Source organism: Natrinema sp. H-ect1, from assembly GCF_041821105.1.
Classification (GTDB): Archaea; Halobacteriota; Halobacteria; order Halobacteriales; family Natrialbaceae; genus Natrinema; species Natrinema thermotolerans.
The window spans coordinates 551,629-576,806 of sequence record NZ_JBGUBA010000001.1 but is presented as its reverse complement, the minus strand read 5'-3'; the positions used below and the strand labels follow the sequence as shown (position 1 = coordinate 576,806).

General features: G+C 68.2%; 26 protein-coding genes and 1 pseudogene. 9 read left to right on the top strand and 18 right to left on the bottom strand.

Annotation, left to right across the window (positions count from 1 at the left end; genetic code table 11):
• The first annotated feature begins 121 nt into the window (after nucleotides 1-121).
• The 5 genes from ACERIM_RS02950 to ACERIM_RS02930 all read left to right on the top strand — a co-directional run bounded on the left by ACERIM_RS02950 (nucleotide 122) and on the right by ACERIM_RS02930 (nucleotide 5,643).
• On the top strand, nucleotides 122-802 hold the full coding sequence (locus ACERIM_RS02950; RefSeq protein ID WP_373631161.1) for a hypothetical protein: 681 nt from the start codon (nucleotides 122-124) through the stop codon (nucleotides 800-802).
• Complete coding sequence (locus tag ACERIM_RS02945; protein WP_373631160.1) at nucleotides 799-2,109, top strand: hypothetical protein; 1,311 nt, start codon at nucleotides 799-801, stop codon at nucleotides 2,107-2,109. Before ACERIM_RS02950 ends, ACERIM_RS02945 begins: the two co-directional genes overlap by 4 nt.
• A gap of 173 nt (nucleotides 2,110-2,282) precedes the next feature.
• Nucleotides 2,283-2,789, top strand: a complete 507-nt coding sequence (locus ACERIM_RS02940) for an LUD domain-containing protein (protein WP_006649452.1) — start codon at nucleotides 2,283-2,285, stop codon at nucleotides 2,787-2,789.
• A 1-nt stretch (nucleotide 2,790) separates the two neighbouring features.
• Entirely contained in the window at nucleotides 2,791-5,118 is a 2,328-nt protein-coding gene (locus ACERIM_RS02935) for an LUD domain-containing protein (RefSeq protein WP_373631159.1), read from the top strand.
• An 84-nt stretch (nucleotides 5,119-5,202) separates the two neighbouring features.
• Complete coding sequence (locus ACERIM_RS02930; protein WP_373631157.1) at nucleotides 5,203-5,643, top strand: hypothetical protein; 441 nt, start codon at nucleotides 5,203-5,205, stop codon at nucleotides 5,641-5,643.
• Nucleotides 5,644-5,682: 39 nt separating this feature from the next.
• Here the strand turns inward: ACERIM_RS02930 and ACERIM_RS02925 are convergent, their stop codons facing one another.
• The 12 genes and pseudogenes from ACERIM_RS02925 to surE form a co-directional block, all read right to left on the bottom strand.
• Nucleotides 5,683-5,937, bottom strand: a complete 255-nt coding sequence (locus ACERIM_RS02925) for a hypothetical protein (protein ID WP_006649455.1) — start codon at nucleotides 5,935-5,937, stop codon at nucleotides 5,683-5,685.
• A complete protein-coding gene (locus tag ACERIM_RS02920; RefSeq protein ID WP_015299147.1) occupies nucleotides 5,938-6,330 on the bottom strand; it encodes a prefoldin subunit beta in 393 nt (130 codons plus the stop codon).
• 85 nt (nucleotides 6,331-6,415) lie between these two features.
• A pseudogene (locus tag ACERIM_RS02915) lies at nucleotides 6,416-6,964 on the bottom strand (DUF2243 domain-containing protein).
• A 60-nt stretch (nucleotides 6,965-7,024) separates the two neighbouring features.
• Nucleotides 7,025-7,291, bottom strand: coding sequence for a KEOPS complex subunit Pcc1 (locus ACERIM_RS02910; protein ID WP_006181152.1), 267 nt, complete (start codon nucleotides 7,289-7,291; stop codon nucleotides 7,025-7,027).
• A gap of 1 nt (nucleotide 7,292) precedes the next feature.
• Nucleotides 7,293-7,427 (bottom strand): DNA-directed RNA polymerase subunit P, encoded by a 135-nt coding sequence (locus tag ACERIM_RS02905; RefSeq protein WP_006181151.1) that lies wholly within the window; start codon nucleotides 7,425-7,427, stop codon nucleotides 7,293-7,295.
• A gap of 18 nt (nucleotides 7,428-7,445) precedes the next feature.
• Nucleotides 7,446-7,712, bottom strand: a complete 267-nt coding sequence (locus ACERIM_RS02900; protein WP_006181150.1) for a hypothetical protein — start codon at nucleotides 7,710-7,712, stop codon at nucleotides 7,446-7,448.
• Nucleotides 7,713-7,787: 75 nt separating this feature from the next.
• On the bottom strand, nucleotides 7,788-7,994 hold the full coding sequence (locus ACERIM_RS02895; RefSeq protein ID WP_006649459.1) for a hypothetical protein: 207 nt from the start codon (nucleotides 7,992-7,994) through the stop codon (nucleotides 7,788-7,790).
• 137 nt (nucleotides 7,995-8,131) lie between these two features.
• Nucleotides 8,132-8,887, bottom strand: a complete 756-nt coding sequence (locus ACERIM_RS02890) for a DUF2103 domain-containing protein (RefSeq protein WP_006649460.1) — start codon at nucleotides 8,885-8,887, stop codon at nucleotides 8,132-8,134.
• Nucleotides 8,888-8,968: 81 nt separating this feature from the next.
• Nucleotides 8,969-10,540: an Ig-like domain-containing protein gene (locus ACERIM_RS02885; protein WP_373631155.1), complete on the bottom strand. Its 1,572-nt coding sequence runs from the start codon at nucleotides 10,538-10,540 to the stop codon at nucleotides 8,969-8,971.
• 2 nt (nucleotides 10,541-10,542) lie between these two features.
• Nucleotides 10,543-12,828 (bottom strand): type II secretion system F family protein, encoded by a 2,286-nt coding sequence (locus tag ACERIM_RS02880; protein ID WP_373631154.1) that lies wholly within the window; start codon nucleotides 12,826-12,828, stop codon nucleotides 10,543-10,545.
• A 3-nt stretch (nucleotides 12,829-12,831) separates the two neighbouring features.
• Nucleotides 12,832-14,655 carry a type II/IV secretion system ATPase subunit gene (locus ACERIM_RS02875; RefSeq protein WP_373631152.1) on the bottom strand — a complete coding sequence of 608 codons (1,824 nt, stop codon included), beginning with the start codon at nucleotides 14,653-14,655 and terminating at the stop codon, nucleotides 12,832-12,834.
• 81 nt (nucleotides 14,656-14,736) lie between these two features.
• Entirely contained in the window at nucleotides 14,737-15,576 is an 840-nt protein-coding gene (gene surE, locus ACERIM_RS02870; protein ID WP_373631151.1) for a 5'/3'-nucleotidase SurE, read from the bottom strand.
• Between the two features lie 150 nt (nucleotides 15,577-15,726).
• Here surE and ACERIM_RS02865 point away from each other — a divergent pair, with 150 nt between their 5' ends.
• A complete protein-coding gene (locus ACERIM_RS02865) occupies nucleotides 15,727-16,248 on the top strand; it encodes a hypothetical protein (RefSeq protein ID WP_373631150.1) in 522 nt (173 codons plus the stop codon).
• Nucleotides 16,249-16,291: 43 nt separating this feature from the next.
• Here the strand turns inward: ACERIM_RS02865 and ACERIM_RS02860 are convergent, their stop codons facing one another.
• The 5 genes from ACERIM_RS02860 to ACERIM_RS02840 all read right to left on the bottom strand — a co-directional run bounded on the left by ACERIM_RS02860 (nucleotide 16,292) and on the right by ACERIM_RS02840 (nucleotide 20,376).
• A complete protein-coding gene (locus ACERIM_RS02860) occupies nucleotides 16,292-16,627 on the bottom strand; it encodes a hypothetical protein (protein WP_373631148.1) in 336 nt (111 codons plus the stop codon).
• Nucleotides 16,621-16,917 carry a hypothetical protein gene (locus ACERIM_RS02855; RefSeq protein WP_373631146.1) on the bottom strand — a complete coding sequence of 99 codons (297 nt, stop codon included), beginning with the start codon at nucleotides 16,915-16,917 and terminating at the stop codon, nucleotides 16,621-16,623. Before ACERIM_RS02855 ends, ACERIM_RS02860 begins: the two co-directional genes overlap by 7 nt.
• A gap of 147 nt (nucleotides 16,918-17,064) precedes the next feature.
• Nucleotides 17,065-18,441 (bottom strand): tRNA pseudouridine(13) synthase TruD, encoded by a 1,377-nt coding sequence (truD, locus tag ACERIM_RS02850; protein WP_373631145.1) that lies wholly within the window; start codon nucleotides 18,439-18,441, stop codon nucleotides 17,065-17,067.
• Between the two features lie 169 nt (nucleotides 18,442-18,610).
• The gene (locus tag ACERIM_RS02845) at nucleotides 18,611-19,384 is read right to left on the bottom strand and encodes an ABC transporter permease (protein WP_373631144.1); all 774 of its coding nucleotides are present in this window, start codon (nucleotides 19,382-19,384) and stop codon (nucleotides 18,611-18,613) included.
• On the bottom strand, nucleotides 19,381-20,376 hold the full coding sequence (locus ACERIM_RS02840) for an ABC transporter ATP-binding protein (protein ID WP_373631142.1): 996 nt from the start codon (nucleotides 20,374-20,376) through the stop codon (nucleotides 19,381-19,383). Before ACERIM_RS02840 ends, ACERIM_RS02845 begins: the two co-directional genes overlap by 4 nt.
• 365 nt (nucleotides 20,377-20,741) lie before the next feature.
• Between ACERIM_RS02840 and ACERIM_RS02835 the strand changes: the two genes are divergently transcribed.
• On the top strand, nucleotides 20,742-21,698 hold the full coding sequence (locus tag ACERIM_RS02835) for a TIGR03557 family F420-dependent LLM class oxidoreductase (protein ID WP_373631140.1): 957 nt from the start codon (nucleotides 20,742-20,744) through the stop codon (nucleotides 21,696-21,698).
• A 60-nt stretch (nucleotides 21,699-21,758) separates the two neighbouring features.
• Here the strand turns inward: ACERIM_RS02835 and ACERIM_RS02830 are convergent, their stop codons facing one another.
• Complete coding sequence (locus ACERIM_RS02830) at nucleotides 21,759-23,384, bottom strand: TrkA family potassium uptake protein (RefSeq protein ID WP_373631138.1); 1,626 nt, start codon at nucleotides 23,382-23,384, stop codon at nucleotides 21,759-21,761.
• Nucleotides 23,385-23,562: 178 nt separating this feature from the next.
• On the opposite strand from ACERIM_RS02830, the gene ACERIM_RS02825 reads away from it, so the two are divergent.
• On the top strand, nucleotides 23,563-24,582 hold the full coding sequence (locus ACERIM_RS02825) for an aldo/keto reductase (protein ID WP_373631136.1): 1,020 nt from the start codon (nucleotides 23,563-23,565) through the stop codon (nucleotides 24,580-24,582).
• A gap of 102 nt (nucleotides 24,583-24,684) precedes the next feature.
• Nucleotides 24,685-25,131, top strand: a complete 447-nt coding sequence (locus ACERIM_RS02820) for a PKD domain-containing protein (RefSeq protein ID WP_373631135.1) — start codon at nucleotides 24,685-24,687, stop codon at nucleotides 25,129-25,131.
• Nucleotides 25,132-25,178 lie beyond the last annotated feature (47 nt).

Genomic DNA, 25,178 nt, shown 5'->3' with positions numbered 1-25,178 from the left:
TGGATCGCGGCGCTTGCGAAGACCGCTGTAAACGTCGCCAGCCGATCGACCGGCTTCGAACGGTATCTCACCGTCCCGCAAAGGGGAAAATTTATGATATTTATATGGATTATTTCATGCGATGGGAACCCGGAGCCGACGCGATCTCCTCTGTGCGACGACCGCACTGCTCGCGAGCAGTGCCGGCTGTACGACCGAATCGGAAGTGGCGCAGTTCCTCGAGGATCGGAGCCCAACGTGTGAGACGAACTGCGAGGACCGCGACCCCGAAACGACGGTCGTCCGAGGACCGACACGACCGGTCGAATTCGACAAGACGAATGGGGTGGGCTACTGGTCCGCCGATCTAAGTATCCTCTCGTCCCAGCCGGCACGGTATCTCGTCTGGGGCGAGCAGTTCGTCGACGGCCTCACGTTCGCCGACGACGGTGCCGGCGACGACGTGGCGGCATTCCTTCGGGAGACGGCCTACGACGAAGCGTCAGTCGCCATAGTGCAGTTGGAGATCGGGACTTGTCGCCGCGTGGAACCGCGTGCCGTCTCGTGGAGCGACGACCGCCTTACCATATCCCTCTGTCACCCGCTCTACAAGTATGACGTCGACTGTGACGCCGACGGGAAGGAGTGGGTTGCGGCGCTCGTCCGCGTGCCGGACACGTTGAACCCGATCGATATCGGTGACCAGTTCGACGTGACCGTTCCGGACGACTGCGGCTCGTCGGCCGACGCGGCCGGGGACGCGAACGATACCGACGGGACGACCCCCGGCAACGAAACGGCCGCGGAGGGCGGCGAGACATGACGTTCGGCAGCGATCGATCCAGTATCGTCACGTCACGACGCGCGCTTCTCGGGACGGTGGGATCCCTCGCGGTCTCGCTCGCCGGCTGTAGCGCGCTCCCCGGATTCTCCGCCTCGCTCGACGGCGACCGCCTCGCCGCGCTCGTCGATGACACCGACCGCCCGACCGTCAGTCACGGGCTTGGCCTGTCGGTAACCGACGAGTACCGCCGAGCCAGCGCGCGACGAGTCGAGATGTTACTCGAGCCGATTCCGGAACCGATCGGTACCGAAACGGTTCCCAACGGGGTGATTCGGCGGCGGCTCGAGTCCAATCGAGAAGACGCGCGTGAACACGCCAACGCGGCCGCCGACGAACCGACGATCGGGGCTCGTCTCGAGCGCCTTCGGCTGGCCCGACGGAGCGCTGCCGACGCGGCCGGCATCTGGGCAGCGATCGATGAGGGACGCACCCGATCGGAGATCCTCGAGGCGACGGACGCACAACGAACGAGCCTCGAGTCGTTCGACGAGGAGCGGGTGTTTCTCGTCGGTTCGGACCCGATCGCGGCGGTATGGACCCACGCCGATGTCGCTTCGCTGCTTGATACTGCGGCCGACGAACTGGCGTCGGTATCGGACGTCGACGAGCCGGCTCCGTCGCTCGCTGTCGGCGCGATGGCCGCTCGTCTTGAGGCCAGCCGCGCGGCATTCGAGGACGCGTCACATGCCTACGAGACGCTCGTCGACTCGCTCGAGGACGCCGAGCGAGCGGCGCTTTCCGAGGCTGCAGCGTCGCTCGCCGACCGTCGGTCTGACAGACGGGAGGTGTTGCCCGACCCGCTGTCGGCCGACCCCCACGAGTACGTCGACCGGGATATCGAACCGGAGTCGACATCCGCAACGGTACTGGAGTTCGCATTATACGAGATCGAAGCCGTGGGGGATGGCACCCCCGTTAGGGAACCGGCCCGTTACGTCCGGGACGCCGCCCGAAATCTCGTCGCTATCGAGGGGTTCGAGCGCCTCCGGTCGCGGATCGAAACGGGAGACCCGATCGTGATCGAGACGGTCGACGACGTGGCCGACCGGCGAAACGACGCGATCACCGCGATCGAATCGCTGCTCGACGCGGGAGCGCTCGAGCGCTGGGTAGCGTCGAACCTGTGTGAGCGACTCGAGCGTGCCGATCAGCTCCTGCGGGAAGCCACCGGGCAGTCGGTCGAGTTGAACGCCGTTCGGACGCCGGTTGCCCTGTACTGCCTGACGGCCGGCATGGCCCGCGCGACACCCGACATCGTCGCTGTCCTCCGTGAGGTCCTCTCGTAACGCTCGAGGGCGCGATTGAGGACGGGGAGAAACCGCGAGTCGAGTTGGCCTGCCAGGCGATCGGGAGCATCCGCCGTCGATCCAACCGAGACGCTATCCCGTTGGGTGGTGGTCGCCAGCGGGTGTCGGCCCGACCGTCACGCTCTTGCTGGTCCGCCCGGATGTGGGAGACGATGACAGTCGACACTGTCGGTCGGTTCGAACGCGCACTCGAGGGACTCGAGGTGGGCCTCGAGCGCGTGTCGGCCGCCGACGCGAGCGAGCGGATCGAACGGATCGTCGAAGAGCCGGCAGTCGGCGCGTCACTGCCGTTCGAGGGCGTCTCGCTCCCCGCGAGCGTGACGACTGAGCCGACTGCGGGGGAACTCGAGGCGGCCCGGACCGGCGTCACGCCGGTCGGGTTCGCCGTCGCGGAGTACGGCACCGTCGCGGTCGAGTCGACGGCCGACGGGGCGGAGCCGATCAGCCTCTATCCGGACCGCCACGTGGCCGTCGTCGCCGAGAGCGACGTCGTCCCCGATCTGAGCGCCGGCTTCGAGCGGCTGGCCGAGGGCTTCGACGCGGGCCGGGACAGTGTCGTCTTCGCGACCGGCCGGAGCGCGACCGCCGACATGGGCGACCTCGTCCACGGGGTCCACGGCCCCGGCGATGTCGACGTGATCGTCCTGGAGGACCGATAAGATGGCACAACGATCGCGCGCGGGGACGGCCGATCGCATCCGCCACCTGCTCGAGACCGAGGGCGAAGCTATCCACGCACAGGCCAGTCACTCGAACGAGCGCCGCAATGTGACCTACGAGGCGACCGACGACATCGAGGAACTGCGAACCGAGGCCAGGGCGATCAAGGAAGATGCCATCGACCGGCTGCCGGACCTGATCGAGACGGTCCGCGAGGCCGTCGAGGCGAACGGCGGCACGGTCTACGTCGCCGACGACGCCGCGGACGCGAACGCCTACGTGGCCGACGTGGTCGAGAACCGGACCGAGGAGAACGGGGTGGCCGGGGAGACCGACACGCCATCGGTCGTCAAATCGAAGTCGATGACGACCGAGGAGATCGACCTCAACGACGCGCTCGCGGCCGAGGGGATCGACGTCACGGAGACCGACCTCGGCGAGTGGGTTCTCCAAGTCGCGGACGATACGCCCTCCCACATCGTCGGCCCGGCGATGCACATCTCCCGCGCGGAGATCGCCGAGTTGTTCAACGAGCGATTCGACCCCGACGAGCCGTTCGAGACCGCCGAGGAACTCACGCGGTTCGCCCGGGACCACCTCGGCGAGATCATCACCGACGCCGACGTGGGGATCACCGGCGCGAACTTCGTCGTCGCCGACAGCGGGACGATCACCCTCGTGACCAACGAGGGCAACGCCCGCAAGTGTGCGGTCACGCCCGACACCCACGTCGCGGTCGCCGGCGTGGAGAAACTGATCCCGACGCTGTCGGACCTCGAGCCGTTCGTCGACATCATCGCCAAGAGCGCGACCGGCCAGCCGATCTCCCAGTACGTGACGATGCTGTCGCCGCCGACGGACTCGCCGACGCTTTCCTTCGACTCGCCGGACGAGCCGATTACGGGTGACGGCGCGGATGGAGCAGAGGGCGCTGGAGCGACCGACGGGACCGGCGACCCGGACCGCGACTTCCACCTCGTCCTGCTGGACAACGGCCGCATGGACATGCGCGAGGACGATCAGCTCCGGGAGACGCTGTACTGCATTCGCTGTGGGGCCTGCTCGAACTCGTGTGCCAACTTCCAGTCCGTCGGCGGCCACGGCTTCGGCGGCGAGACGTATTCGGGCGGGATCGCCACCGGCTGGGAGGCCGGCGTCCACGGGCAGGAGTCGGCGGCCGAGTTCAACGACCTCTGTACCGGCTGTACGAACTGCGTCGACGCCTGCCCGGTGAAGATCGACATCCCGTGGATCAACACCGTCGTCCGGGACCGCGTGAACCGCAGCAGCGAGCCCGAGTCCTACGACTTCCTCGTCGACGGCCTCACTCCCGACGCGGAGTCGGGCGGGCTCGATCCCGGCAAGCGCTTCTTCGGCAACATCGGTACCGTCGCGAAGGCCGCCAGCGCGACCGCACCCGTCTCGAACTGGCTCGCCGACGCCGGTCCCGTCCGCGCGGCCCTCGAGCGAACCCTCGGGATCGACCGCCGGCGCGACCTGCCGACCTTCCGGCGGGAGTCGCTCGTCGACTGGTTCGAGGACCGAGGTGGCGTCGCCGCCTCGAGCCGACGGGCGGACCAAGCCGCCGCTCGGAGCGGCGGGACCGACCTCGAGCGCGAGGTCGTCCTCTACCCCGACGTCTACACGAACTACGTCGACGTCGAGCGCGGGAAGGCCGCGGTCGAAACCCTCGAGGCGCTGGGGGTCCCGGTCCGTGTGCCGGACCTACCCGAGAGCGGGCGCGCTGCCCTCTCCCAGGGGATGATCGCGACGGCGGACGAGCAGGCCAGCCGGCTCTACGCCGCCGTGGCCGAGGACCTCGATGCCGATCGGGACGTGGTCGTCGTCGAGCCGTCGGATCTGGCGGCCATGCACCGCGAGTACGAGCGCCTGCTCCCCGAGACCTCCTTCGAGCGGCTCCGCGAGAACAGCTACGAGATCTGCGAGTACGTCTACGGCCTGCTCGAGAACGGCGCGGATCCCTCGGCGCTGTCGACCGGCGACGGGGCCGAGCCGATCGCCTACCACTCCCACTGCCAGCAGCGGACCCTCGCCCTCGAGGCACCCACCGTGGCCGTCCTCGAGCAGTGTGGGTACGCGCCCACGACCTCCGACGCCGAGTGCTGTGGGATGGCCGGCTCCTTCGGCTACAAGCGGGAGTACTACGAACTCAGCGTGGACGTCGGCGAACGGCTGGCGACGCAGGTCGAGGACGTCGAGACCGTCGTCGCGTCCGGCACGTCGTGTGGCGACCAGCTCGAGACGCTGCTCGAGCGGGAGGTGCCGCATCCGATCGAGTTGCTCGCTCCCGACGGCCGGCGGACGTAGCGGGCGCTCGGCCTCGGTGACGACCGTGTCTCCGCTCGCGGTCGAGCCTCCAGTATTACGTAGTTCCGGCGACGCCGTACCGGTATGCAGTCACTTTCCATGCGCGATCACGTCCGACCGACCGACGGCGACTACCCGGGCGGAATCTACCGCGTCGTCGGGACGGGCGACGCCGTGACCCTGCTCCGGGTCGGCGACGCCGACGGCCGGCGGGTCAACACCGGCGAAATCGTCACCGTCGAGGACAGCGATCTCGAGGCGTTCGAACCGGCCGAAAACCCCGACGGGAACCGGCCGCTCGGGGCGACCGTCGCCTCGAGCCTCGAGATGGTGTACTGGCGGCTCAGAGCCTTCGAACAACAACTGGTGGCACATCCGATCCCCGCCGCTGTCGTAGCGGCACTCGTTGCGGTCGGGTACGTCGGTGACTCCATCGGTCCCCTCCCGGAGTCCGTCGCGAGCGTAGTGCTGCTCGTCGGTGCCATCGGACTCGCGTTCGTCGGTAGCGGTTCTCTGGATCGGTGAGTCGAGAGAAGGGGCGATCCCGACCGCTGAGGTGAGCCGTTAGGCCTCGAACAGGTCGTCGACGGCCTGTCGCGCAGTGAGCGCGGCGTCGTCGGCGACCCGCTCGGGGTCGGGCTCGTCCTCGCCCTCCGGCGCGTTGAGGTAGACGTCGACTTCCAAGACGCCGTCCTCGAAGACGACGGTGACGTCGTAATCGCGCACGTCGGACTGTTTGTACTGTGAAAAGATGACGCCCTCCGCGGCGTCGGCGGCCGTCCGGACGACGGTCTCGTCGGACGGCTCGTCAGGTGACATTTACGCGCCGCCAGCGCCCGGGCCGCCGGGGCCGGCCGGTCCGCCGCCCATGCCGCCGAGCATATCCTCGAGTTCCTCCTGCAGGCTCTCGAACTGGTCCTGTACGCGCTCTTCCTGCTTCTCTAAGGTCTCGAGGCGGATCTCGAGCGAGTCGACCTTCTCGTCGAGGTCCTCCTCGGCCTGCTCGTAGTCGGTCTCGACGAGGAGTTCGCCGACGTTTCGGTACATCGTCGTCCCTTCGTCGATGTTCTCGAGTTCGTCGAGGGCGTTCTTGGCCTCGGTGAGGTTCGATTCGGCTTCCTGCTTCTGGACGGCGACTTCCTGTGCCGTCTCCTGCAGGTCCTGGAGCTGCTCGATTTTCTCCTGGGCTTCAGGAGGCAGATTTCCTTGCATGTCTCGACCGTCGCCCTCCGGACTGATAAAGACCAGCTTTGTCTTCCGGTCCGATCGCAACCGGTCGACGCCCGCCCGAGCCGCGTTACTCAGGGCCACGCCCGTCGGCCGCGACGGCGTCGTCGCCGGCCGTCGGCGCGGCCACACTGTCGGTTCGGATCACGAGGTAGCCGCCGCCCAGGAAGAGTAGCCCCCACAGCAGGAAGAGCATGTCTCACAGCAAGAGTGGGCCGGGGCCGGCGGGCCAGACGTGGTGGAGTCCGAGTAGCTGGTGGTCGACGAGCCCCTCGACGAGGTTGAACACGCCCCAGCCCATGATCGACGCGCCGAGCAGCGTTCGTCCGGACCCGGGTACCGACGGCAGCCGCCACGCGCGAAACAGGAGGACCACGCCCATGATCGTGAAGGTGTAGGTCGCGAGGTGGAAGATCCCGTCGGCCATCACGTTGAGTTCCAGATCAGTCGCGACGCTCGCGTCCGGATACGACGAGAGCATGTTGTGGATCTGGAGGATCTGGTGAAAGACGATGCCGTCGAAAAACCCGCCCAGCCCGATGCCGAGTGCGAGCCCGGCGATCACCAGCGGCTTGGCGGCGGCGTCGAGCCCGAGCCACGTTCCGTTCCGGTCGGCCATAGGGCGGGTTCGGTGACGGGAACGAAGACCCCGTTGCCTGCCGGTACAGGGGACGTAGAGCTATCGGGACTCGAGTGCCGTCTCGCCGACGTCGGCTGTCCGTTCCGCGACGTCGATCAGCGAGAACCAGGTGTTCAACGCCGCACGAAGGGCGATGACGTCGTCCGCGTCGATCTCGACGAGAACGCGCGAGTCCGTCCGTTCGAGGGTCGTCCGCGAGCGGTCGTCGTCGATCTCGCCGATCTCGCGGGCGACCGATTCGGCGACGAGCGCGGCCCGCGATGGCCGGTCGTAGTCGAACTCGAGGGTCGCCTCGTGGGCGGCCACGTTACTGAACGTCGACTTCCTTGACGTCGCGGCTGCGTTCCTTCAGGAGGACGCGGTGGCCGCAGTAGGGACAGCGGACGCCGCCGTACTCGTCGAGTTGGACGTCGCGTTTACAGCGGGAGCATTTGTAACTCATACTGAGTACCGAAGGGAGTTATTCGTCGTCGTCCTCTGCGAGGGCAGCGCGGATCGAGCGCTGGGCGGTGCGGCCGGCGGGGGTCTCGGGGCGGTAGGCACCGCCGGTAAAGACCTTGCCGGTCTCCTCGTTCTTCCAGATGCCGGTCCCGACGCGGGTGACGTCGTCGCCGTCGACCTCGGCGTTTTCCATGTCGTCTTCGATCTCGCTGACGCGGCGTCGCGCGACGCGACCGTAGCGGGCACCGAAGCGGCCGGCGCTACCGACGCTTCCTTTCTTGGCCATAGTGACCGTCACTATCGGCAGCGGATTCTTAAACCTGTTGAGTCGCACCGATCCCTGCACTCCCCGTGTCGGCGATCACGAGCCGCCGACCCGTTCGGCGATCGGCCACGCGAGCAGTTCCAGAAAGACGACGGCGAGCGCGGCGAGGTAGCCGGCCACGGCAAGCGGTGCAGTGACCAGCCCCGTCCCGACGGTCGGGGCCGCAAGTAGCGTCCGAATCCCGAGGCCGCTGACTGCCAGCAGGGGGATCAGCGTCAGTACCGCGTCCGGTCGCTCGAGCATGCTAATTATATCTAATTACGACCGCCCCATTAAGACTCCGACAACCAGCAGGAACTGACTCCTCCATCGATTCGGTACAATACTTGCCTCGAGAGAGTCACGGCCGGACGACCGGCGGCGGAGTCGGTCCGTCGCGGTCACTGAAACTCCGCGTCCGAGAGGACGTCGTTCAAGTCCTCGCGGATGCGCTCGCCCATCTCGCGGTCGCGGGCGGTCGTGACGACGCGGTTCTCCTGGACGCTCGAACCGTCTCGGAGCAGCATGCGAACGTTGCCGCCGTCGTCGGCACGGGTCACCTTCGCGCGCATGCCTGACTGGGAGCCCTTGCCGCCGGCGTCGATGGGGCCGGGAATCACCTTCTTGACGTGTGGGTGGCCGGCGACGGTCTGGATGGCGCTCATCCCCGTTCGGCCCCCGATCAGCGTCGAGTGGCTGCCGCCGATCTTCTCGGCCGGCGGCGTCTCGACGACGTCGAGCGCACGATTGCCGCGGCGCTCGAGGACCGCCTGCACGGGATCGTCGTCGTCGACCCGGTAGAACGGGTGGTGGACGTCCTCGCGGACGGCGCGGATCACCGCCCGCGTCCCGCCGGCGTAGACCTCCTCGGGGCGCTTGCGGCGGATCTCGTCGCCGATCAGCCCCGCGAAGTTCCGGAGTTCGATCGGCTCGTTCTCGCCGTCTTCCGGCGTCGTCGTGATCGTCGTCTCCCCGAGGACCAGGTCCTCGGGGTCGGTTGCGTCCGGATCGCGCTCGTCGGGCTCGCCGGCGAGCATCGTAATCGTCGCCCTGTCGCGTGCCGCCTCGAGGACGATCGCTTCCGTGTTCGCCTCCCGGCAGACCAGACAGAAGTCCCCGGGTTTCTCGAGGGGCGACGCGCAGTGACGACACTCCATACTCGCCGTTGAGGGGACGGACCTAAAACAGACTTGCGTTCGAACGGGCACGGTGGCGGTCGCCCGTTGCCGCGGCTGGCGTCAGCCGCTGACGATCCGCTCGTCACTCGCGACGTTGCCGGCCCCGTCGGTGACGGTCGCGACGATCCGGTAGCTCCTGCGGCGGTCGGTCCCGCGTGCCGTTAGTCTCGCGCTCGCGGTGTCCGCGTCGCCGCGCAGGCTTCGTTCGACCCGTTCGATGAGCGTTCCGGTGTCGGGATCCCGCAGTTCGAACGTGGCCCCTGCGAGGTCCCCGTTGACGTCGGTCGCGTTGAGCGTGACGTCGTAGCGGTCGTTCCCGCCGGTATTCGCGACTACGTCGGTGATCGTCGCACTGGGCGCGACGGACGACGCGTCGCCGTTGCCGCGGTCCATCACCCGAACGTCGAAGGGCACGGTCCGTGCGGATCCGTCGCCGAACCGCAGGGTCGCCTCGACGTCGCGGGTCCCGTCCACGTCGGCCGGGGCCTCGTAGACGAACGTCGCCCGACCCTCGGCGTCGGTGACCGGCTCGACCGGCCGAACCGTTCCGTCACCGGCGAGGCTGCCGGTTACCGTCACGCCGCTGACGGGGTTGTCGAACCGGTCGCGGGCCTCGACAACCAGTCGCTGGCGGCCGCTTTCAGGGATCGCCGTCGCCGTTCCTTCGATGTCGGTGAGATACGCGGCCCCCTCGGGGCTCGCTCCGCTGCCGACCGCGACCGCCCCGAGCCGGAGTTCGTAGGTCGCCCCTTCCTCGAGGGTCAGGGTCACCTGTCCGCAGGGATCGGGCGGGGCCGCTTGACAGTCCACGCTCGTGACGTACCGGTCGTCATCGGAATCGCCCGCGGGATCGAGTTCGGCCGCGAGGAGGTCCCGCCACTCGTCCTCGGAGAGCCGGCTCGGCAGCGTCAGCGTGATCGGCTCGCCTCGGTCGCTAACCGTCACCGTCCGGGCCGGCGCGCTGGTCGGGTCGACGTCGACCGAAACGTCGTCCGCCCGCGAGACCGACCGCTCGCCCTCGAGCGCGACGAGGTCGAGCCGGCGACCGTCGACGAGGTCCTGCTCGGACCGCGTGACGGCTCGCTCGTCGAACCGGTCGTAGCGGACCCACGGCTCCACGACGGTCGTCGGTGCGCCCCCGTACTCGTTGTAGTCGGGGACGAACTCGAGCGCGCGGGTGCCGAACGTCTGCGGCGTGCCGTTCCAGTAGTCGCCGGTCTCGCCGGCCGCCGCGGCGTTGTCGATCGCGACGGTCCCGGCGTCGGTCGTCCGCACGGTCCCGGACGCCGGCGGCGGGTTGACGAAGAACAGCCGCGGCGGATAACGGAGTCCGGCCCCGATCGCGACCGTCTCCCCGTTGCCGGACGCGGCCACCCGATCGACGGCTCCGTCGACCTCGCCCAGATCGCTTCGGACCCGGTCGTTGTGCTGGAACTCGAGGTTTTCGTTCAGTGCGGGGATCGCCGTCGTCTGGAGGAGCGCGAGCAAGGCGAGCGCGAGCGCGAACATCAGGATCGCGCCGATTACCGGCGAGACGGCCCGATCGGCATTTGAGCCCGATCCGGGGCCGCCGAACCGCCCGATCGGTCGCGAGTCGGTGCCGTGCCGGTCGTCGGAGTGAGGTCCCATCATGGTTACACCAGGAGGTAGAACGCGACGACGGTGAGGACGACCAGTCCCAGCCCGTACTTGAGGCCGCTGACGACGTCGTTGTCGGCTAATTTCCCCGCGATGAGTCCGCTCCCGAACCCCTGAATGAGCGCCGAGTGGAGGAAGAGGGCCTCGTAGGCATCGACGGGAATGTCACCCAGCGAAACCGGACTCTCCGCCGTGGCCGCCGTCGCGTCCGACTCGGCGGCCAACTCCGCGATCGGCGTCAGGTAGCTCGCGCTGATCATGACGATCACCAGCAGGTAGACCAGAAACCCGATCACGACGATCGCCACGTAGGAACCGACCTCGCGACGGCGCTCCCGGGCGATCTTCGCCTGTGCCCGGGTGTTTTTCGCCGCGATCTCGAGCAGGCCGTGGAGGTCGCCGCTCGAGCGGCTTCCCTCGGCGACCAGCGTCATCGTCCGGGTAAGCTGGGGGACGTTCAGCCGGTCGGCGAAGGAAAGCAGGGCACCGGTCAGGTCGTGGTTCCACGCGACGTCGTTGCGGACACGACGGAGTTCGACCGCGAGCGTCCCGCTGGCCCACCGCGTGACCAGTTCGAAGGCGTCGACGACGTCGACCCCCATCTGGTTCGCGCTGGCGAGGATGCCCAACACGTCGGGGAACCGCTCAGTGATCGTCTCGGTCCGCCGGCGCTCGCGCTCGTGAAGGACTGCAAGCGGTGCGGTCGCGGTCACCAGCGGCGCGACGGCCAGCCCGACGGTCGACTGCAGCGGGGCCGCGAGGACCCCGGCGACGGTCGGTTCAGCCATCCCGGACCGGATCGCGAGGCCGGCGACGGCGAGGCCGGCGGGCACCGTCACCGCCAGCGAGAGCCGCGGCTGGCGTCGGATCGCCCGGAACGGGTCCGACAGGAACGCCCGGACGCCGGTATCGCGCTTGGCCCGTTCGTAGGCCGCGAACCGCGGGTCGTCGGCGACGGCCTCGGGATCGATCGTCCGGTCGTCCGCATCCGCGAGCGTGGCCGTCGGCACCTCGAACGGCCGCGAGAGCAGATCGACGAGCAGTAAGAAACCGACCATCGCCAGCGGGAAGCCGACGTAGACGAGGACGGCTATCGCGCCGACCGTCTCCGCGCCGAGGAAGCTCACGACCATCAGGACGACGATCAGAAACAGCGGTGCGGCGACGAACGCGACGACGAACACCTCGCTGAGCATCCCCAGCGTCTCGATGAACGACGATTGGGCCTCGAGTGCGTCGTCGATGGCTTCCTCGGATTCCGCCTCGAGGAACGTCTCGAGATCGCCGCCGGACTCGATGACGCCCAGCAGGTCGTCGAGGAACCGGCGGAACTCGTCGCTGGGGGTCAGCGTCCGGACGTTGTCGAGCGCCCCCAACAGGTCGTTGCCGAACAGGTCGATCTCGCGGACGACGAGGTCGAACTCGTTTGCCACCTCGCCGTAGACCGCCTCGCTGTCGCCCAGTCGGCGACAGACTTCGATGACGTTCATCCCGCCGCTGGTCAGCGCGTACATGAACGTGATCGCGTAGGGGAGGTTCAACGCGATGCTGCGGCGTCGCGCCGCGACGACGGTGCGCGGGTAGTAGTAGTTCCGACCGATCCAGACGGCGCTTGCGGCGACGGTCGAACAGACGACCGGCACTACCAGCCCCGCCACGAGCAGCGGGGCCGTCAGGAAGACATCGCGAGTGATACCGGCGAGGCCGAACACCGGCCCCAGTACGTCGGCCAGCGTCCCGGTAAGCGCCAACCCGAGGAGCGCGAGGAACGCGACGACCCACGCGCCGATCGCCGCGATCGCGGCAAGTCCGACGCTGTCGGTCAGATACGTGTCGTAGGTGGCCCGGATCCGGGCCTGCTTGAGCCGCCGTTGTAGCCCGCGATATCGCTCCGGCCGCGTCTTGAAGAACGCTCGGACCCGCCCATAGGCCTCGCGCAACTCGAGTCGCTCCTCCGCGCCGAGCTGGCGCTCCTCGAGGAGGGGCTGGCTGAGCGCCTCCTCCGGTTCCGGCTCGGCCTCGCGGCGGTCGCCTCGCCCGTCACCCTCGAGCGCGTCGAACAGCGCGGCCGCCTCCGACTCGTCGCGTTCCGCGTCGCCGTCGTCGCCGGTGGTCCGATCACCGTCCCCTGCTTCAAGCGGGTTCGGGCCGTCGTCGAACGCGTCCTCGAGGACGGCCTCGGCCGTCTCCTCGTCGACCGCCGGTTCGCGGAAGGCGGGGTCCTCGGCCATGGGCGCGGCGTCGCGGTCGGGCGCGTCTTCGGTTCGGTCACGGTCGGTCACGGCTCAGTCGTCGGCCTCCGTTACCGCGATGGTCTCGGGGTCGAGATCGCCGGCGCGGACCTCCTCCAGAACGTACTCCGGGTCCCGGATGAACCCCTGAATCACGCGGGCGACGCGCTCGTAGTCGGTGATCTCCTCGTCGAGGAGGTACTCGAGGACGGCCTCCCGACGCTCGAGTTCGCGCTCGATGCGGCCGTGGGACCAGCCCCGCTGGTCAGCGATCCGATCGAGGACTCGCGAGTCGGCGCTCCGCTCGAACCCGTCGGATGCGGGCTCGTATCGGAACACCTCGTGGGGGTCGACCCCATCGCCACCGTCCTCGTGGTGGCCGAACTCGACGAGCCGACGGTTTCGCCTGACGCGTTTCCCCTCCTGTGTCGTCTGGCGCTGGATGGAGACGATGTCTAGGTTACCGATCATCCCCGTGGGGACGTTCAGTGGCTCGTTTTGCAAGCGGCTCAGCAGGCCGCGCACTGAGTCGGCGTGGAAGGTCGTGTAGGCCGTGTGGCCGGTGGCGATCGACTGGAAGAAGGTCAGGGCGACGTCGGTCTCGGTCCGGATCTCCCCGATGACGAGGTACTCCGGTCGCTGGCGCAGGGCGGCCTGCAGGAGGTCGAACATCGAGACGGAGCCGCGGCCGCCGGCGGTGACCCCCTCGCGGGTGACGCTTTGAATCCAGTTGTCGTGAGGCAGGGTCAGCTCCGGCGTGTCCTCGATCGAGACGACCTTGCTCTCGGGCGGGACGAACATCGAGACGGCGTTGAGACTCGTCGTCTTGCCCGAGCCGGTGCCGCCGGCGAACAGCACGGAGGCGTTGTTCTCGACGGCCAGCCAGAGGTAGGCCATCCCCTCGAGGCTGAAGGTGCCCCAGTTGACCAGATCCACGGGCGTAAAGGGCACGTCGGCGAACTTCCGGACGGTGAAGTTCGGCCCGCCGGTGGTCACCTCGCCGCCCAGCGTCAGCTGGACGCGGGAGCCGTCGGGCAGGGCGGCGTCGACGAGCGGATCGGCCACCGAGAGGTGTTTGCCGGCCCGCTGGGCGAGCCGGACGACGTAGGCGCTCAGACGCTCGTCACTAAAGGAGAGGTTCGTCCGCAGGTCCCGGTAGCCGTGATGGTAGACGAAGACCGGCCGGTCCGCGCCGTCACAGGAGACGTCCTCGACGCCCCGGTCGCGCATGATGGGGTCGATCTTCCCGTAGCTCACGAAGTCCCGGCGCAGGTAGTACAGCAGCTGGTGGAGCGAGCCGTCGCCGACGGTAGCCGCGTGTTCGCGCATGACGCGAGGGACCTCCTCGTCGAAGGTCGCCGCCCGGTCGATCTCGCCGTCGAACTCCTTGTACAGCAGGTCGCTGCGCAGCGATCGGATGAGGTCCTCGCGGACGTACTCCTCGAACTCGTCTAAGTCGGGCTCGACGACGTGATACCGGTTGGTGTTGGTCGCCTCGTCGTAGAGGATCGTCACGTAGGCGTAGGGACGGTTCACCCAGTAGCGCTCGACCTCCTCGTAGTCCTCGAGATAGCCGAAATCGAAGAACTCCTCGTCGATGAACGCGTCGGAGGGCCGCCCCGGAAACGCGTCCGCGGGCCGGTCGTCGAAGGACGCGCGAACGTCGGCGAGGACGGCGTCTCTGATCGCGTCCGCAGATCGGGAGTCGTCCGGGGCAATGGCCGAGGTCGGATCCGGGCCAGTCCCCGTCTCGAGCGCGTCGTCAGCGCCGGCGTCGCCATCGTCCTCGAGGCTCGAGGCCGGGCCGATGTCGCTGGGCGGGTTCGAGGGAACGCGGCTTGGGGTCCCGTCTCCTGTCGAATGGTTGCCGTCCGGCATCGATGAACTGCGTCTCCCTTGTGACCGGACCACCTAAACCGTCATGGCCGATGAAGGTCCGGCTGCCGCGACAGTCTCCAGCTACAGGATATCGGCGAGGACGTTCCGAACCGGATTCGTGTCGACGACCTCGTAGGGGACCCGTAGCGGCGAGACCGACACCTCGTTCTCGAGGACGGCGTGGCGGTCGGTATCCTCGCCGTCGGGGATGTCCCGGTTTGCCATCTGTTGCCAGAGGCGGTTGGTCAGCTGGAACCGGCCGTTCTCGAAGGCGGCATCCATCTCGTAGACCTCGGTCGGCCGGGTCAGCGCGTGACCGTTGGGCTCCCGATCGGGACGCGGGACGTTGACGTTCAGGTAATCCACGCGATCGAAGAGGCCGGTTCCGGGTGCGCCGGCCACGAGGTCGGCGGTGATCTCGCCCGCCCGCTCGAAGGCCGCCGGCTCGAGGTCGTCGTCGTAGCCCAGCGTGTCCAGCGAGACGGCGATCGACGGCGTCCCGAGGAACGCGGCCTCCATGGCGGCGCTGACGGTCCCCGAACGGGAGAAGACGTACGCGCCGAGGTTCGCCCCTTCGTTACAGCCCGAGACGACGATATCGGGGTTCGGCTCGAGTCCTTTCGCACCGACGATAGCGCAGTCACAGGGGGTGCCGTCGACCGCGTAACCGAGTTCGTGATCGGTGTGGGGGACCGGCGCGGTAAAGGAGTCGGCCTCGAGGTCCAACTCGAGATCGCCGCCGCTCGAGGAGTTCGTCCGCCCGTAGGACAGCGACCGGCCGACGGCGCTCCGGTTCCGGTCCGGCGCGATGACGGTCACCTCGCCGACCGCCGAGAGCGCGTCGTGGAGCGCCCGGATGCCGGGCGCGTCGATCCCGTCGTCATTCGTCAGGAGGATGTGCGGGTCCGAGTCCAGTTCCATTGGCTGGTGGATTGGGGGCGAGCTACGTAGCTGTTCGGTTCAGCGAAGTCGATTCCCCCGGGGAGACCGCGCGCGAACGAACGGGTCGGCGGCTCGGGCCAGTGCCAAAGCGATACGACCGTTTATATTCCAACCGGACGTTCCGGCAATATGATCGGGTTCGATTGGCCGACCCTCGCAGTCGCGGTGATCATGCAGGTCGATCCCGGGATCGACATCGACGTCGGGACGACCGACAGCCTCCTCGGGGGTGCGATCACGGCTGCCCTGACGACGCTCGTCGTCGGCGCGATCCTCGTCGCGATCGCGCCCGACTACACGGGCCGGATGATGGACGACGTCCTCGCGGACCCGTTCGGGTCGTTCCTCTACGGCATCGTGTCGCTGCTTGCGATCGGGCTGTTGATACTGCTGCTCGTCGTTACGATCGTCGGGATCGTCGTGGCGATTCCGCTGTTCCTGCTGGCGTATCTCGTCTGGGCGGTCGGCGGCGCGATCGCGTATCTCGCCATCGCCGATCGGCTGGTCGGGCGCAACGACGAGTGGCTCAAACGGCTGCTCGTCGCCGCGGCGATCAGCGGCGCGCTCGCGGTCACCGGCGTCGGTGGTCTCCTCGCGCTCTGTATCGGTGCCGCCGGCTTCGGCGCGGTGCTGCAGGGCTATCTCGGCTGATCGCCGCGCCCGAGCGATGGCAGCGGGCCGACGATCCCGCGAGTCAGAACAGCCGCGCGGCGACCCGGTCGATCACGGGGCTGTGCGAGACGCCGGTCGCTCGGTAGGTCGCGATCCGGAGGAACACGGTCAGCAACAGCCAGACGTTGAGAAGCAGGAAGTGCCACGGGGACGGCAGGCCACGACGTCGTATCCACGCCGCAGCGAGGACTCCGATCCCGACTGCCAGCAGCGAGCCGAAGAGATTGAGTCGCACGACCAGCGGGGAACCGGCGCGCTGTGCGTCCGTGTAGAGTCGCTGCTCGGCGACTCCCAGCAAGCCCTGCGCGAGGAGCAGTCCGGCCATGACCGTCGCACCCACCTCGAGGGTCGTCACCATGGCAGGTAGCGCCGGAGCCGATCGACCACCGAGCGCTCGCGGCGGACCCGCAGCGTCGTTCCGTCGGCGTCGAATGCGGCCTCGTTCGCGGGAATCCGTTCGCCGTCGGGCATCTCGAAGTACTGCTCGCCCGCCGGGACTGTCCCGCCGCTGCCCGCGCCGAACAGCGTCTTCGATCGGCCCGTCGGCTCCGGGACCGGCTCGCTGTACTCGATGACGTACACCGTTCGCCCGTCCTCCGTCGTCTTCTCCCAGTCGACGATCTCGCGGCTCTCGCTCGTGCCGATCATGCTGGGCAGCCACCTCGATTTACCGATCGATTCCGTGTGAGGACCATTTCGTCGTCTCCTTCTCGTGACACCGTGCTAAAAGCTTCGCCGCGGCCGTTCGGACGACGACTGCCGCCTCGAGCGCACGGTTCCGCCTCGAGCCCCGCCTTACCCGAGGTCGATCGGATCGACTTTCAGGAACTCCCGGGAGAGGACGGTCGCGTACGACCCCTTCGGCAGCGCGAACTCGAGCGTCAGCGGCTCGGTCTCGAGGCCGAGATCGGTCCGCAGGAGGATCGCCCGCCGGGTGCCGGTCGAGCCGAACTCCCCGGGCAGGTCGAAGTCCGCCGGCTCGAGGCCGAGGTCGTCGAGGACGGCGCGTTCGATCTCGCCCTGCTCGCCGTCGGCCAGTTCCGTCTCGGTGCCGACCAGCGGCGCGGTGACGAACGCCCGGCCGCGCTCGCAGTGGCGGGTCACCGAGTCGACGCGACGCTCGTCGACCCGCTGGAGCCGGTCGGTGTCAGGCAGTGCGAGCCCGTCGGGCGCGTCGGTGTCCGAAAAGCAGACTACGTCGCCCTCGACGGGCCGGTCGAAGGGCAGGCCGCGCTCGAGGCGCTCGGAGAGCATCAGGTTGAACGCGTAGGACTGGGCCGCGTGGACGAACAGCCGCTGGAGGTTCGAGGGCACCCGCTCGAGGGCCTCCCTGTACTGGTCGGGCCCCGGCTCGCCGTCGTGTTCGGCGAGCGCGTGGATCATCGACCGCTCGTAGCGCAGGCGGTGCGGCACGCGCTCGAGGGCTTCCTGCCAGTCGCGGGTCTCCGCAACGAACGCACGAGCCTCCTGGGTCCCCGCCGGCTCCGCGTCGGTTGGGTTCCCGAGGTAGGCCATCACTGCGCCCTCCCAGTCGTCGCGAGCGATCGCGAGGCCGACCTTGTGCGTGACCGGCCGACGGCTACCGAAGCGCTGCTGACCGAAGAAGTTGGGGACGCCGATCGAGGTCGCGTCTTCGCTCGAGCCGTCCGCACCGTCGCTCCGGTGTTCGTCCGCGAGCCCGCCGAAGGCCCGCAACTCGTCGGTGATCGCTGCGGCGTTGTCCGGTCGCTCGGGGTCGGTGACCCGGAGTTCGAAGGCGTTGCCCGCCAGATCGCCGAACTCGAGGTTTCGGCCGGCCCGGCCGAGGACCTCGATCTCGACGCCGTCGATTTCCGGCAGCTCCTCGGGATCGGCGCCGTAGACCGAGAACAGCTGCGTCGTCACGGCGTATTTGTCCTTCGTGCCGGCCCAGTTGACCCGCTCGCGGGAGATGCCGAGCGCGTCCGAGACCCGCGCGGCGAAGTCGTTGGTGTCCCAGCCACGCAGCGTCGCCCGGAAGACGAGATGCGGGTAGGCGTCGGTCGGTGCGTCAACGGGTTCGGTGTCGAACCGCTCGAGTTCGCGCACCCGGAAGTCGGCGTCGTCCGCGCGGAGGCGGCCGCCGACGCCGTCCGCGTCGCTGACGTAGTACTCCATCCCGACGGTCGCCTCCCTGGGGTGACTCGAGCGCATGTCGGCCGGCGATTCGAGCGCCGCGCGTAAATCGGTTCGTTCTCGCGGCGAACGGCGGGCAACGGACGCCGCCGGTCCGGAGCCGCTTCATACGGTCTACTGTACGTCATTGCCGGTGGGACCGCGCTCGTCCTGCGGTCCCACCGGTAAATTGGTACAGCAAACCGTATCAGTCCGTCTGCGGGATCGACCGTGCGCCCAGGGCGAACGCGAGGACGGCGAGGACGGCGAGGATCCCGAGGTTCGCGAGCGCGGGATCGACGCCGGCGACGGCCGCCGTCTCAGCCCCCGAGTAGGTCGCCGCCCGCACACCCCGCGCGAAGTAGGTGAGCGGCGAGAGGTTCACCAGCGGCCCGAACCAGCCGGGGAGCAGCTCGGGCGAGACGAACGTCTCCGAGAGAAAGAGCAGGGGCAGTCCGATCCCGTTGCTGGCCGCGACCGCACCGTCCTGGGAGTCGGTGTAGCTGCCCAACATTGCGCCGACGCCGCAAAAGCAGACGACGCCGACGAGAACGTAGGGAACGAGCAGCGGCGAGAACGCGATATTGGCCCCGGTCAGGGCGATGACCAGCCCGAGGATGAGCAGGCTCGCCAGCCCGATGATCGCGGCGTTGACCGCGGTCTGGGCGAGCAACCATTCAGCGCGCGTCAGCGGGGTCGTCGCGAGCTTCTCGAAGCGACTCCCCTCGCGGTGGCGAGCGACCTCGCTGCCCATCCGTGACAGCGGGGTAAAGAGGACGACGACGGCCAGATAGCCGGGCACGTAGTAGGCCGGCGGCTCCGTGAACAGCCCGCCGCCCGCGGGATCGGTGCGGACGAGTACCCCGAAGATGACGATCAGGATCACCGGGAAGAAAAAGGTGAAAAAGACCGCCGTCCGCCGGCGGACGAACGACCGCCAGCCGGCGCTGGTCTCGGCCCTGACCCGCCCCATCCGGCTCATGCGGTCTCACCCCTTCGTGCGAGGTCGGACTCGTCGGCCGCACCGTCCCCGCGCTCGCCCTCGAGCCGTGCCGTCCGCTCGCGTTCGGCCGGCTCGGCCAGCGCGAGATAGACGTCCTCGAGGTCGGGTTCGGCCCACGAGAGGCCGGTGTACTCGATCCCGCGAGCCTCGAGGTAATCGACCACGCTCCCGATCGCGGCGGGGTCGATCTCCCGGACGACGACTGCCGCCTCGGGCGTTCGATCGCGGCCCCGTGCCGGCCGTTCGACGGGGTACTCGAGGTCGGCGAACGCGTCGGGGTCGGCGGTCGTCTCGACGGTCAGCCGGCTCGAGCCGCCGTACTCGCGGACGAGGTCGGCGGGCGGGCCCTGCGCGACGAGCGAGCCGTCGGCGAGCAGGCCGACGCGGTCGGCGAGGTGTTCGGCCTCGGCCATGTCGTGGGTGGTCAGGACGACGGTCGTCCCGCTGGCCGCGAGGTCCTCGATCAGCCGCCAGACGGTGCGGCGGCCGGCGGGGTCGATGCCGGTCGTCGGCTCGTCGAGAAAGAGCAGGTCGGGGTCGTTGACCAGCGCGGAGCCGACACAGACCCGCCGTTGCTGGCCGCCCGAGAGGTTCTCGTACCAGGTGTCGCCCGCGTCGGCGAGGCCGACGTCGGCGAGGACGTCAGCGGGGTCGCGCGGGTCCTCGTAGAGCCCGGCGTAGTACGCGAGCAGTTCGCGAGCGCTGAGTCGGGCCGGCGGCGAGAACTCCTGCGGGAGGACGCCGAGCCGGTCGCGGTCGACGGCCGCCGGCGACGCGCCGAGGATCGCCGCCGTTCCGCCCTCGGGCTCGACCGTTCCCGTCAGCGCCCGGACGAGCGTCGTTTTGCCGGCCCCGTTCGGGCCGATCAGCGCGAACACCTCCCCCTGTGCGACCGATAGCGAGGCCCCCGACAGGGCGACGGTCTCGCCGTAGACCTTCTCGAGGTCCGTCGCGTCGACTACGGCTTCCATACGGGCCGGTTCCGGCCCGTCGTGGGTAAGGGGTTCGGTTCGGGGTTCACGTGGGCTCGCGATCGGAGATGGAACTGAATGCGGTGTGGAGTTCGACGGAAGGAGGCGGAACGAAAGCGCCCCGCTATCGTGGCAACACGGAGTTGCCACGCCCTCCCCAGCCGACTCGCTCGCTCCGGAGTCGCTCGCTCATCCCTCGCACGATGTCGAACCGTGCCTCACTCTCGTTCGGCACAGTTCAGCGCGCGCCACCGCGGACCGATACGCGGTCTGGCGTTATCGAAGTCGGAAGTCGTGTGACCGGAACGCGGCCGCGCTCTTGCAGGTGCAACCGTTACCCGCCGGTCCGTGGTAGCCGGCCGGGAATGACGCAACTCGGGTACACCCTCTCGAGCGAGGAGTTCGGGCCGACGGAACTGGTCGACATCGCACGTCGCGCGGAGGCGGCCGGTTTCGACTTCGTCTCGATCTCGGACCACTTCCACCCGTGGGTGTCGGCACAGGGCGAGTCGCCGTTCGTCTGGTCGACGCTGGGGGCGATCGCGGAGGCGACCGACGAGATCGACGTCGGCGTCGGCGTCACCTGTCCGACGATCCGGATCCATCCGGTCAACGTCGCCCACGCCGTCGCCACCGTCGACGAACTGCTCGGCGACCGCTTTACCTTCGGCGTCGGCACCGGCGAGAACCTGAACGAACACGTCACCGGCGAGCGCTGGCCCGAACACGACGTGCGCCTCGAGATGTTAGACGAGGCGATGGACGTGATGCGCTCGTTGTGGACCGGCGAGACGACGAGCCATCACGGCGAGTACTACACGGTCGAAAACGCGCGGCTCTACACCTGTCCCGACGAGCAGCCGACGACGATCGGGAGCGCGTTCGGCCCGCAGACGGCCGAATGGGTGGCCGAGAACGCGGACGGGCTCTGGTGTTCCGGGCCGAAATCCGAGCCGGTCGCAGCCTACGAGGACGCCGGCGGCGACGGTCCCAAATACACGCAACTGCACGGCTGCTACGCCGACAGCGAAGCGGAGGCGATCGAGACGATCCTCGAGCAGTGGCCCAACGGATCGCTTCCGGGCGAACTCGGGCAGGAGCTACCGACGCCAGCCCACTTCGAGCAGGCGGCGGGGATGGTCGAGAAAGCAGACATCGCCGAGGCCGGGACGACCACTGAACCCGACCCGCAGGCACACATCGACAGCATCGAACAGGCGATCGACGCCGGTTACGATCACGTCTATTTCCATCAGATCGGTGACGAACAGGAGCAAGCGATCGAGTTCTACGAGGGCGAGGTGCTGCCGTCGTTCGAGTGAGTCGGGTGAGCGCTGCTCGAGGCGGGGAGACCACTGCTCTCGAGCCGACCGCCGGACGTCTCAACACGCCAGCGAGACGAACCGGTTGACCGCCTCGTCACTTCCCGCGACGATCAGCATGTCGTCCTCGCGGACGACGAACTCCGGCCCGAGGTCGGTCAGCAGGTCCTCGCCGCGTTCGACCGCGACGACGGTACACCCGGTCCGCGCCCGCAGGTCCACATCGCCGAGGCTCCGCCCGGCGAGCTGTGGGGCGGTCGTCCTGACGAGTTCGAACTGGGTCTCCGGCGTGAGGATCTCTTCGTCCTCGATCAGGATGGACCCGAGCATCCGGCCGGTAACCGTCGACAGCGAGAGGACGTACTCCGCGCCCGCCCGGTAGAACTTCGGGATGTTCTCGGTCTCGTTCGCCCGGACGATGATCTCGACGTCGGGGGCGACCTGCTCGAGGACCAGCGTCGCGTAGATCGACGTCGAGTCGTCGTCGAGGGTCAGAATGACCGCCCGGGCGTCGTCGACGTCCGCGGTCTCGAGGACCGCCTCGTCGGTGACGCTTCCGACGATGTCGACACCGGGTTGCTCCTCGAGGTCGACCACGGCCGTCGAGACGCCCCCGGACGCCAGCGTCTCGACGGCAGTCCGGCCGACGACGCCGTAGCCGCCGACGACGATCCGGTCCGGGTTGTACCGCAGCGCCGACACTGTCCGCGATTTCAGCTCCGTGAGATCGTCGCGACGGCCCGCGACGAGCAGGATCGTGTTGCCGTCGATCACGTTTTCCGTCCCCGGAACGGGGACGAACTCGCCGTTGAACCACGCCCCGATGACGGTGATCCCCATCCGGTCACGAATGCCCGACTCGGGAATCGTCTGCCCGACCAGATCGCTGTGGTCTTGAACGAGCAGTTCGGTTACCGCGAGGTCCTCGCTGAGTTCGATCGTGTCCCGGAGATCGGCCGAGACGGTCGTCGTCGCCTTCGTCGCGAGGCTCTGGCCCAACACCCGACGCGGCCGGACGATCTCGTCGGCTCCGGCGTAGCGGTGGTAACTCGCGACTTCGTCGTCTTCGACCACGCTGACGATGGTGAGGTCGCTCGAGAGTTCCCGCGCCGTGAGGATCACCATCGCGTTGGTCTCGTCGTCGATGTCGGTGACGAGCGCGTCGGCCCGCTCGGCGTTTGCAGCCCGTAGCGTCTCCTCCTGGTCGAGTGCGCCGTAGATAGCGTTGGTGCCCTCGTTGTTGAGGTCGACGACGAGTTCGGCATCGTCGTCGACGAAGACGTATGGGACGCCCGCCGCCTCGAGTTCACCCGCGAGGACGTCCGAGCGCGGCGTGTACGAACAGATGACGACGTGGTCGGTGAGGTCGGTCGACTCCGGCGGCCGGTCCTCGAGGGCCTGCTGGAAAAGCGGGACGACGATCAGCGGCAGGGCCAGAAAGACCAGCAGGACGCCCGTGAGGTTCATCCCGATCACGAAGAGGTTCATCGCGGTACTCTCCCAGGGGGCGTCGCCACCGAACCCGGCCGTCGTCAGCGACTCGATGACGGCCTGGATCGACTGCGCGTACGTCTTCGTCTCTCCCTCGAAGGCGGCCATCCCCAACTGATAGAGCCCGGCGTAGACGAGAACGAGTACGAGGACGGCGACCAGCGAGAGAACGATCCGCCGCCACCAGTGATTCATCACCGGGTAGTGACTGTCGAGCGGTTTGTAGCTTCGGAAACCGGGAGCGACTTCCGGGCAGTAAACGCGTCGGTCGACCGGTCATCGGGAACGCGTTCGTCGGATCGCCGACGCGCTCGAGCGACCGCCGTTCGCCGCTTCCCCATGCGTTTTGCACGCGGCGGGCGAACCCGCGTCCATGGAGTACACTCGGCTCGGCAATACCGGAACGACCGTTTCGAAGCTCTGCTTTGGCACCTGGCGCTTCGGGAAGGAAAGCGACGGCACCGTGGAGACTGACCGCGAGGAGGCCCACGACCTGCTCGATGCCTGTTGGGACCACGGGATCAACTTCATCGATACGGCCAACGTCTACGGCGATCCCAACGGGAAAAGCGAGCGCTGGATCGGCGAGTGGCTCGCGGACCGCGAGGACGTCGACCGCGAGGATCTCGTACTCGCCTCGAAGGTCTACTTCCCCTTCGACGGCCGGGGCGAGCCGGGGCCGAACGACTCCGGCCTCGGGCGCAAGCACATCCGGGCCCAGATCGAGGGCACGCTCGAGCGACTCGACACCGACTACCTCGACCTGTACTACATCCACCGCTGGGACGAGGAGACGCCGATCGAGGAGACGATGCGGACGCTGACCGAACTCGTCCGCGAGGGGAAAGTCCACTATCTGGGGGCCTCGAGCATGGCCGCCTGGAAGCTCACCAAGGCGCTGTGGAAAAGCGACGCGGAAGGGCTCGAGCGCTTCGACGTGACCCAGCCGATGTTCAACGCTGCCGACACGGACGACGTGAGCGACTACCTCGACGTCTGTGCGGATCAGGACATCGCGGTCTGTCCGTACTCGCCGCTGGCCGGCGGCTTCCTCACCGGGAAGTACGAGCAAGCCGACGACGGGACCGTGATCGCGCCCGACGGCGCTCGCGGGAGTCTCACCGATCTGTTCGAGGATCGGTATACGAGCGAGACCGCGTGGGCGGTCCTCGAGGCGGTCGAGGGCGTCGCCGACGAGATCGACGCCGCGCCCGCGCAGGTGTCGCTGCGCTGGCTGATGGAGCAGGACCGCTTTACCTGCGTCCCGATCGTCGGCGCGCGGACGCCCGAGCAACTCGCGGAGAACGTCGGTGCGGTCGACATCGAACTGTCCGACTCGCAGTTCGAGCGGATCGACGCGGCTCGCGGGCCCGAGGACGACGGCTATCGCTGAGCCCGGAAGCCGTCGCGACGGCAACATTCCCAGTTGACCGGATTCTCCAAGACACTTATTGCTACTGCGTACCAAATCCGCTCGATGGCACGAGATGGGCCTATGTCCCGGCGGCGAATGCTCGGGCTGACAGGTGTCGCAGCATCGACGGCGTTTATCGCCGGCTGTGGTGGCAACGGCAACGGTAACGGCAACGGTAACGGCGGCGGGGGTGGCGGCATCGAGATCGATCCTGAGACCCAGATCGAGTTCGACGGACAGACGTCCGGCTGGGTCGGCATCGCGCCCGACGCGATCGCTGACGAGGAGAACCCGACGCTCATCCTCCAAGAGGGGGAAACCTACGAGATCGGCTGGACGACCGGCGATGGCGCCGAACACAACATCGCGATCTACGACGAGAACGACGAGGTCGTCGACGACCTCGCGACCGAGCGGGTCACCGAACCCGAAGACCAGTGGCTCGAGTTCGAGGCCAGCAGCGAGATGGTCACGTACATCTGTGAGGTCCACCCGACGACGATGGTCGCCGACATTCAGGTCGAATAGCAGTAACGGCGACGACACGGGCGAATCCCGCCCGCGATTCGAAGTCA

Coding starts and splice junctions, on each gene's coding strand:
- ACERIM_RS02895 (WP_006649459.1), bottom strand. CDS start 7,994: ATGCTCGAGCGACCGGACGCGGTACTGACGCTGATCCCCCTGCTGGCA.
- ACERIM_RS02885 (WP_373631155.1), bottom strand. CDS start 10,540: ATGATGGGACCTCACTCCGACGACCGGCACGGCACCGACTCGCGACCG.
- ACERIM_RS02905 (WP_006181151.1), bottom strand. CDS start 7,427: ATGAGTTACAAATGCTCCCGCTGTAAACGCGACGTCCAACTCGACGAG.
- ACERIM_RS02860 (WP_373631148.1), bottom strand. CDS start 16,627: ATGGTGACGACCCTCGAGGTGGGTGCGACGGTCATGGCCGGACTGCTC.
- ACERIM_RS02825 (WP_373631136.1), top strand. CDS start 23,563: ATGGAGTACACTCGGCTCGGCAATACCGGAACGACCGTTTCGAAGCTC.
- surE (WP_373631151.1), bottom strand. CDS start 15,576: ATGGAACTGGACTCGGACCCGCACATCCTCCTGACGAATGACGACGGG.
- truD (WP_373631145.1), bottom strand. CDS start 18,441: ATGCGCTCGAGTCACCCCAGGGAGGCGACCGTCGGGATGGAGTACTAC.
- ACERIM_RS02945 (WP_373631160.1), top strand. CDS start 799: ATGACGTTCGGCAGCGATCGATCCAGTATCGTCACGTCACGACGCGCG.
- ACERIM_RS02920 (WP_015299147.1), bottom strand. CDS start 6,330: ATGCAAGGAAATCTGCCTCCTGAAGCCCAGGAGAAAATCGAGCAGCTC.
- ACERIM_RS02890 (WP_006649460.1), bottom strand. CDS start 8,887: ATGGAGTGTCGTCACTGCGCGTCGCCCCTCGAGAAACCCGGGGACTTC.
- ACERIM_RS02830 (WP_373631138.1), bottom strand. CDS start 23,384: ATGAATCACTGGTGGCGGCGGATCGTTCTCTCGCTGGTCGCCGTCCTC.
- ACERIM_RS02950 (WP_373631161.1), top strand. CDS start 122: ATGGGAACCCGGAGCCGACGCGATCTCCTCTGTGCGACGACCGCACTG.
- ACERIM_RS02865 (WP_373631150.1), top strand. CDS start 15,727: ATGATCGGGTTCGATTGGCCGACCCTCGCAGTCGCGGTGATCATGCAG.
- ACERIM_RS02925 (WP_006649455.1), bottom strand. CDS start 5,937: ATGTCACCTGACGAGCCGTCCGACGAGACCGTCGTCCGGACGGCCGCC.
- ACERIM_RS02875 (WP_373631152.1), bottom strand. CDS start 14,655: ATGCCGGACGGCAACCATTCGACAGGAGACGGGACCCCAAGCCGCGTT.
- ACERIM_RS02935 (WP_373631159.1), top strand. CDS start 2,791: ATGGCACAACGATCGCGCGCGGGGACGGCCGATCGCATCCGCCACCTG.
- ACERIM_RS02900 (WP_006181150.1), bottom strand. CDS start 7,712: ATGGCCAAGAAAGGAAGCGTCGGTAGCGCCGGCCGCTTCGGTGCCCGC.
- ACERIM_RS02845 (WP_373631144.1), bottom strand. CDS start 19,384: ATGAGCCGGATGGGGCGGGTCAGGGCCGAGACCAGCGCCGGCTGGCGG.
- ACERIM_RS02840 (WP_373631142.1), bottom strand. CDS start 20,376: ATGGAAGCCGTAGTCGACGCGACGGACCTCGAGAAGGTCTACGGCGAG.
- ACERIM_RS02835 (WP_373631140.1), top strand. CDS start 20,742: ATGACGCAACTCGGGTACACCCTCTCGAGCGAGGAGTTCGGGCCGACG.
- ACERIM_RS02855 (WP_373631146.1), bottom strand. CDS start 16,917: ATGATCGGCACGAGCGAGAGCCGCGAGATCGTCGACTGGGAGAAGACG.
- ACERIM_RS02820 (WP_373631135.1), top strand. CDS start 24,685: ATGTCCCGGCGGCGAATGCTCGGGCTGACAGGTGTCGCAGCATCGACG.
- ACERIM_RS02940 (WP_006649452.1), top strand. CDS start 2,283: ATGACAGTCGACACTGTCGGTCGGTTCGAACGCGCACTCGAGGGACTC.
- ACERIM_RS02930 (WP_373631157.1), top strand. CDS start 5,203: ATGCAGTCACTTTCCATGCGCGATCACGTCCGACCGACCGACGGCGAC.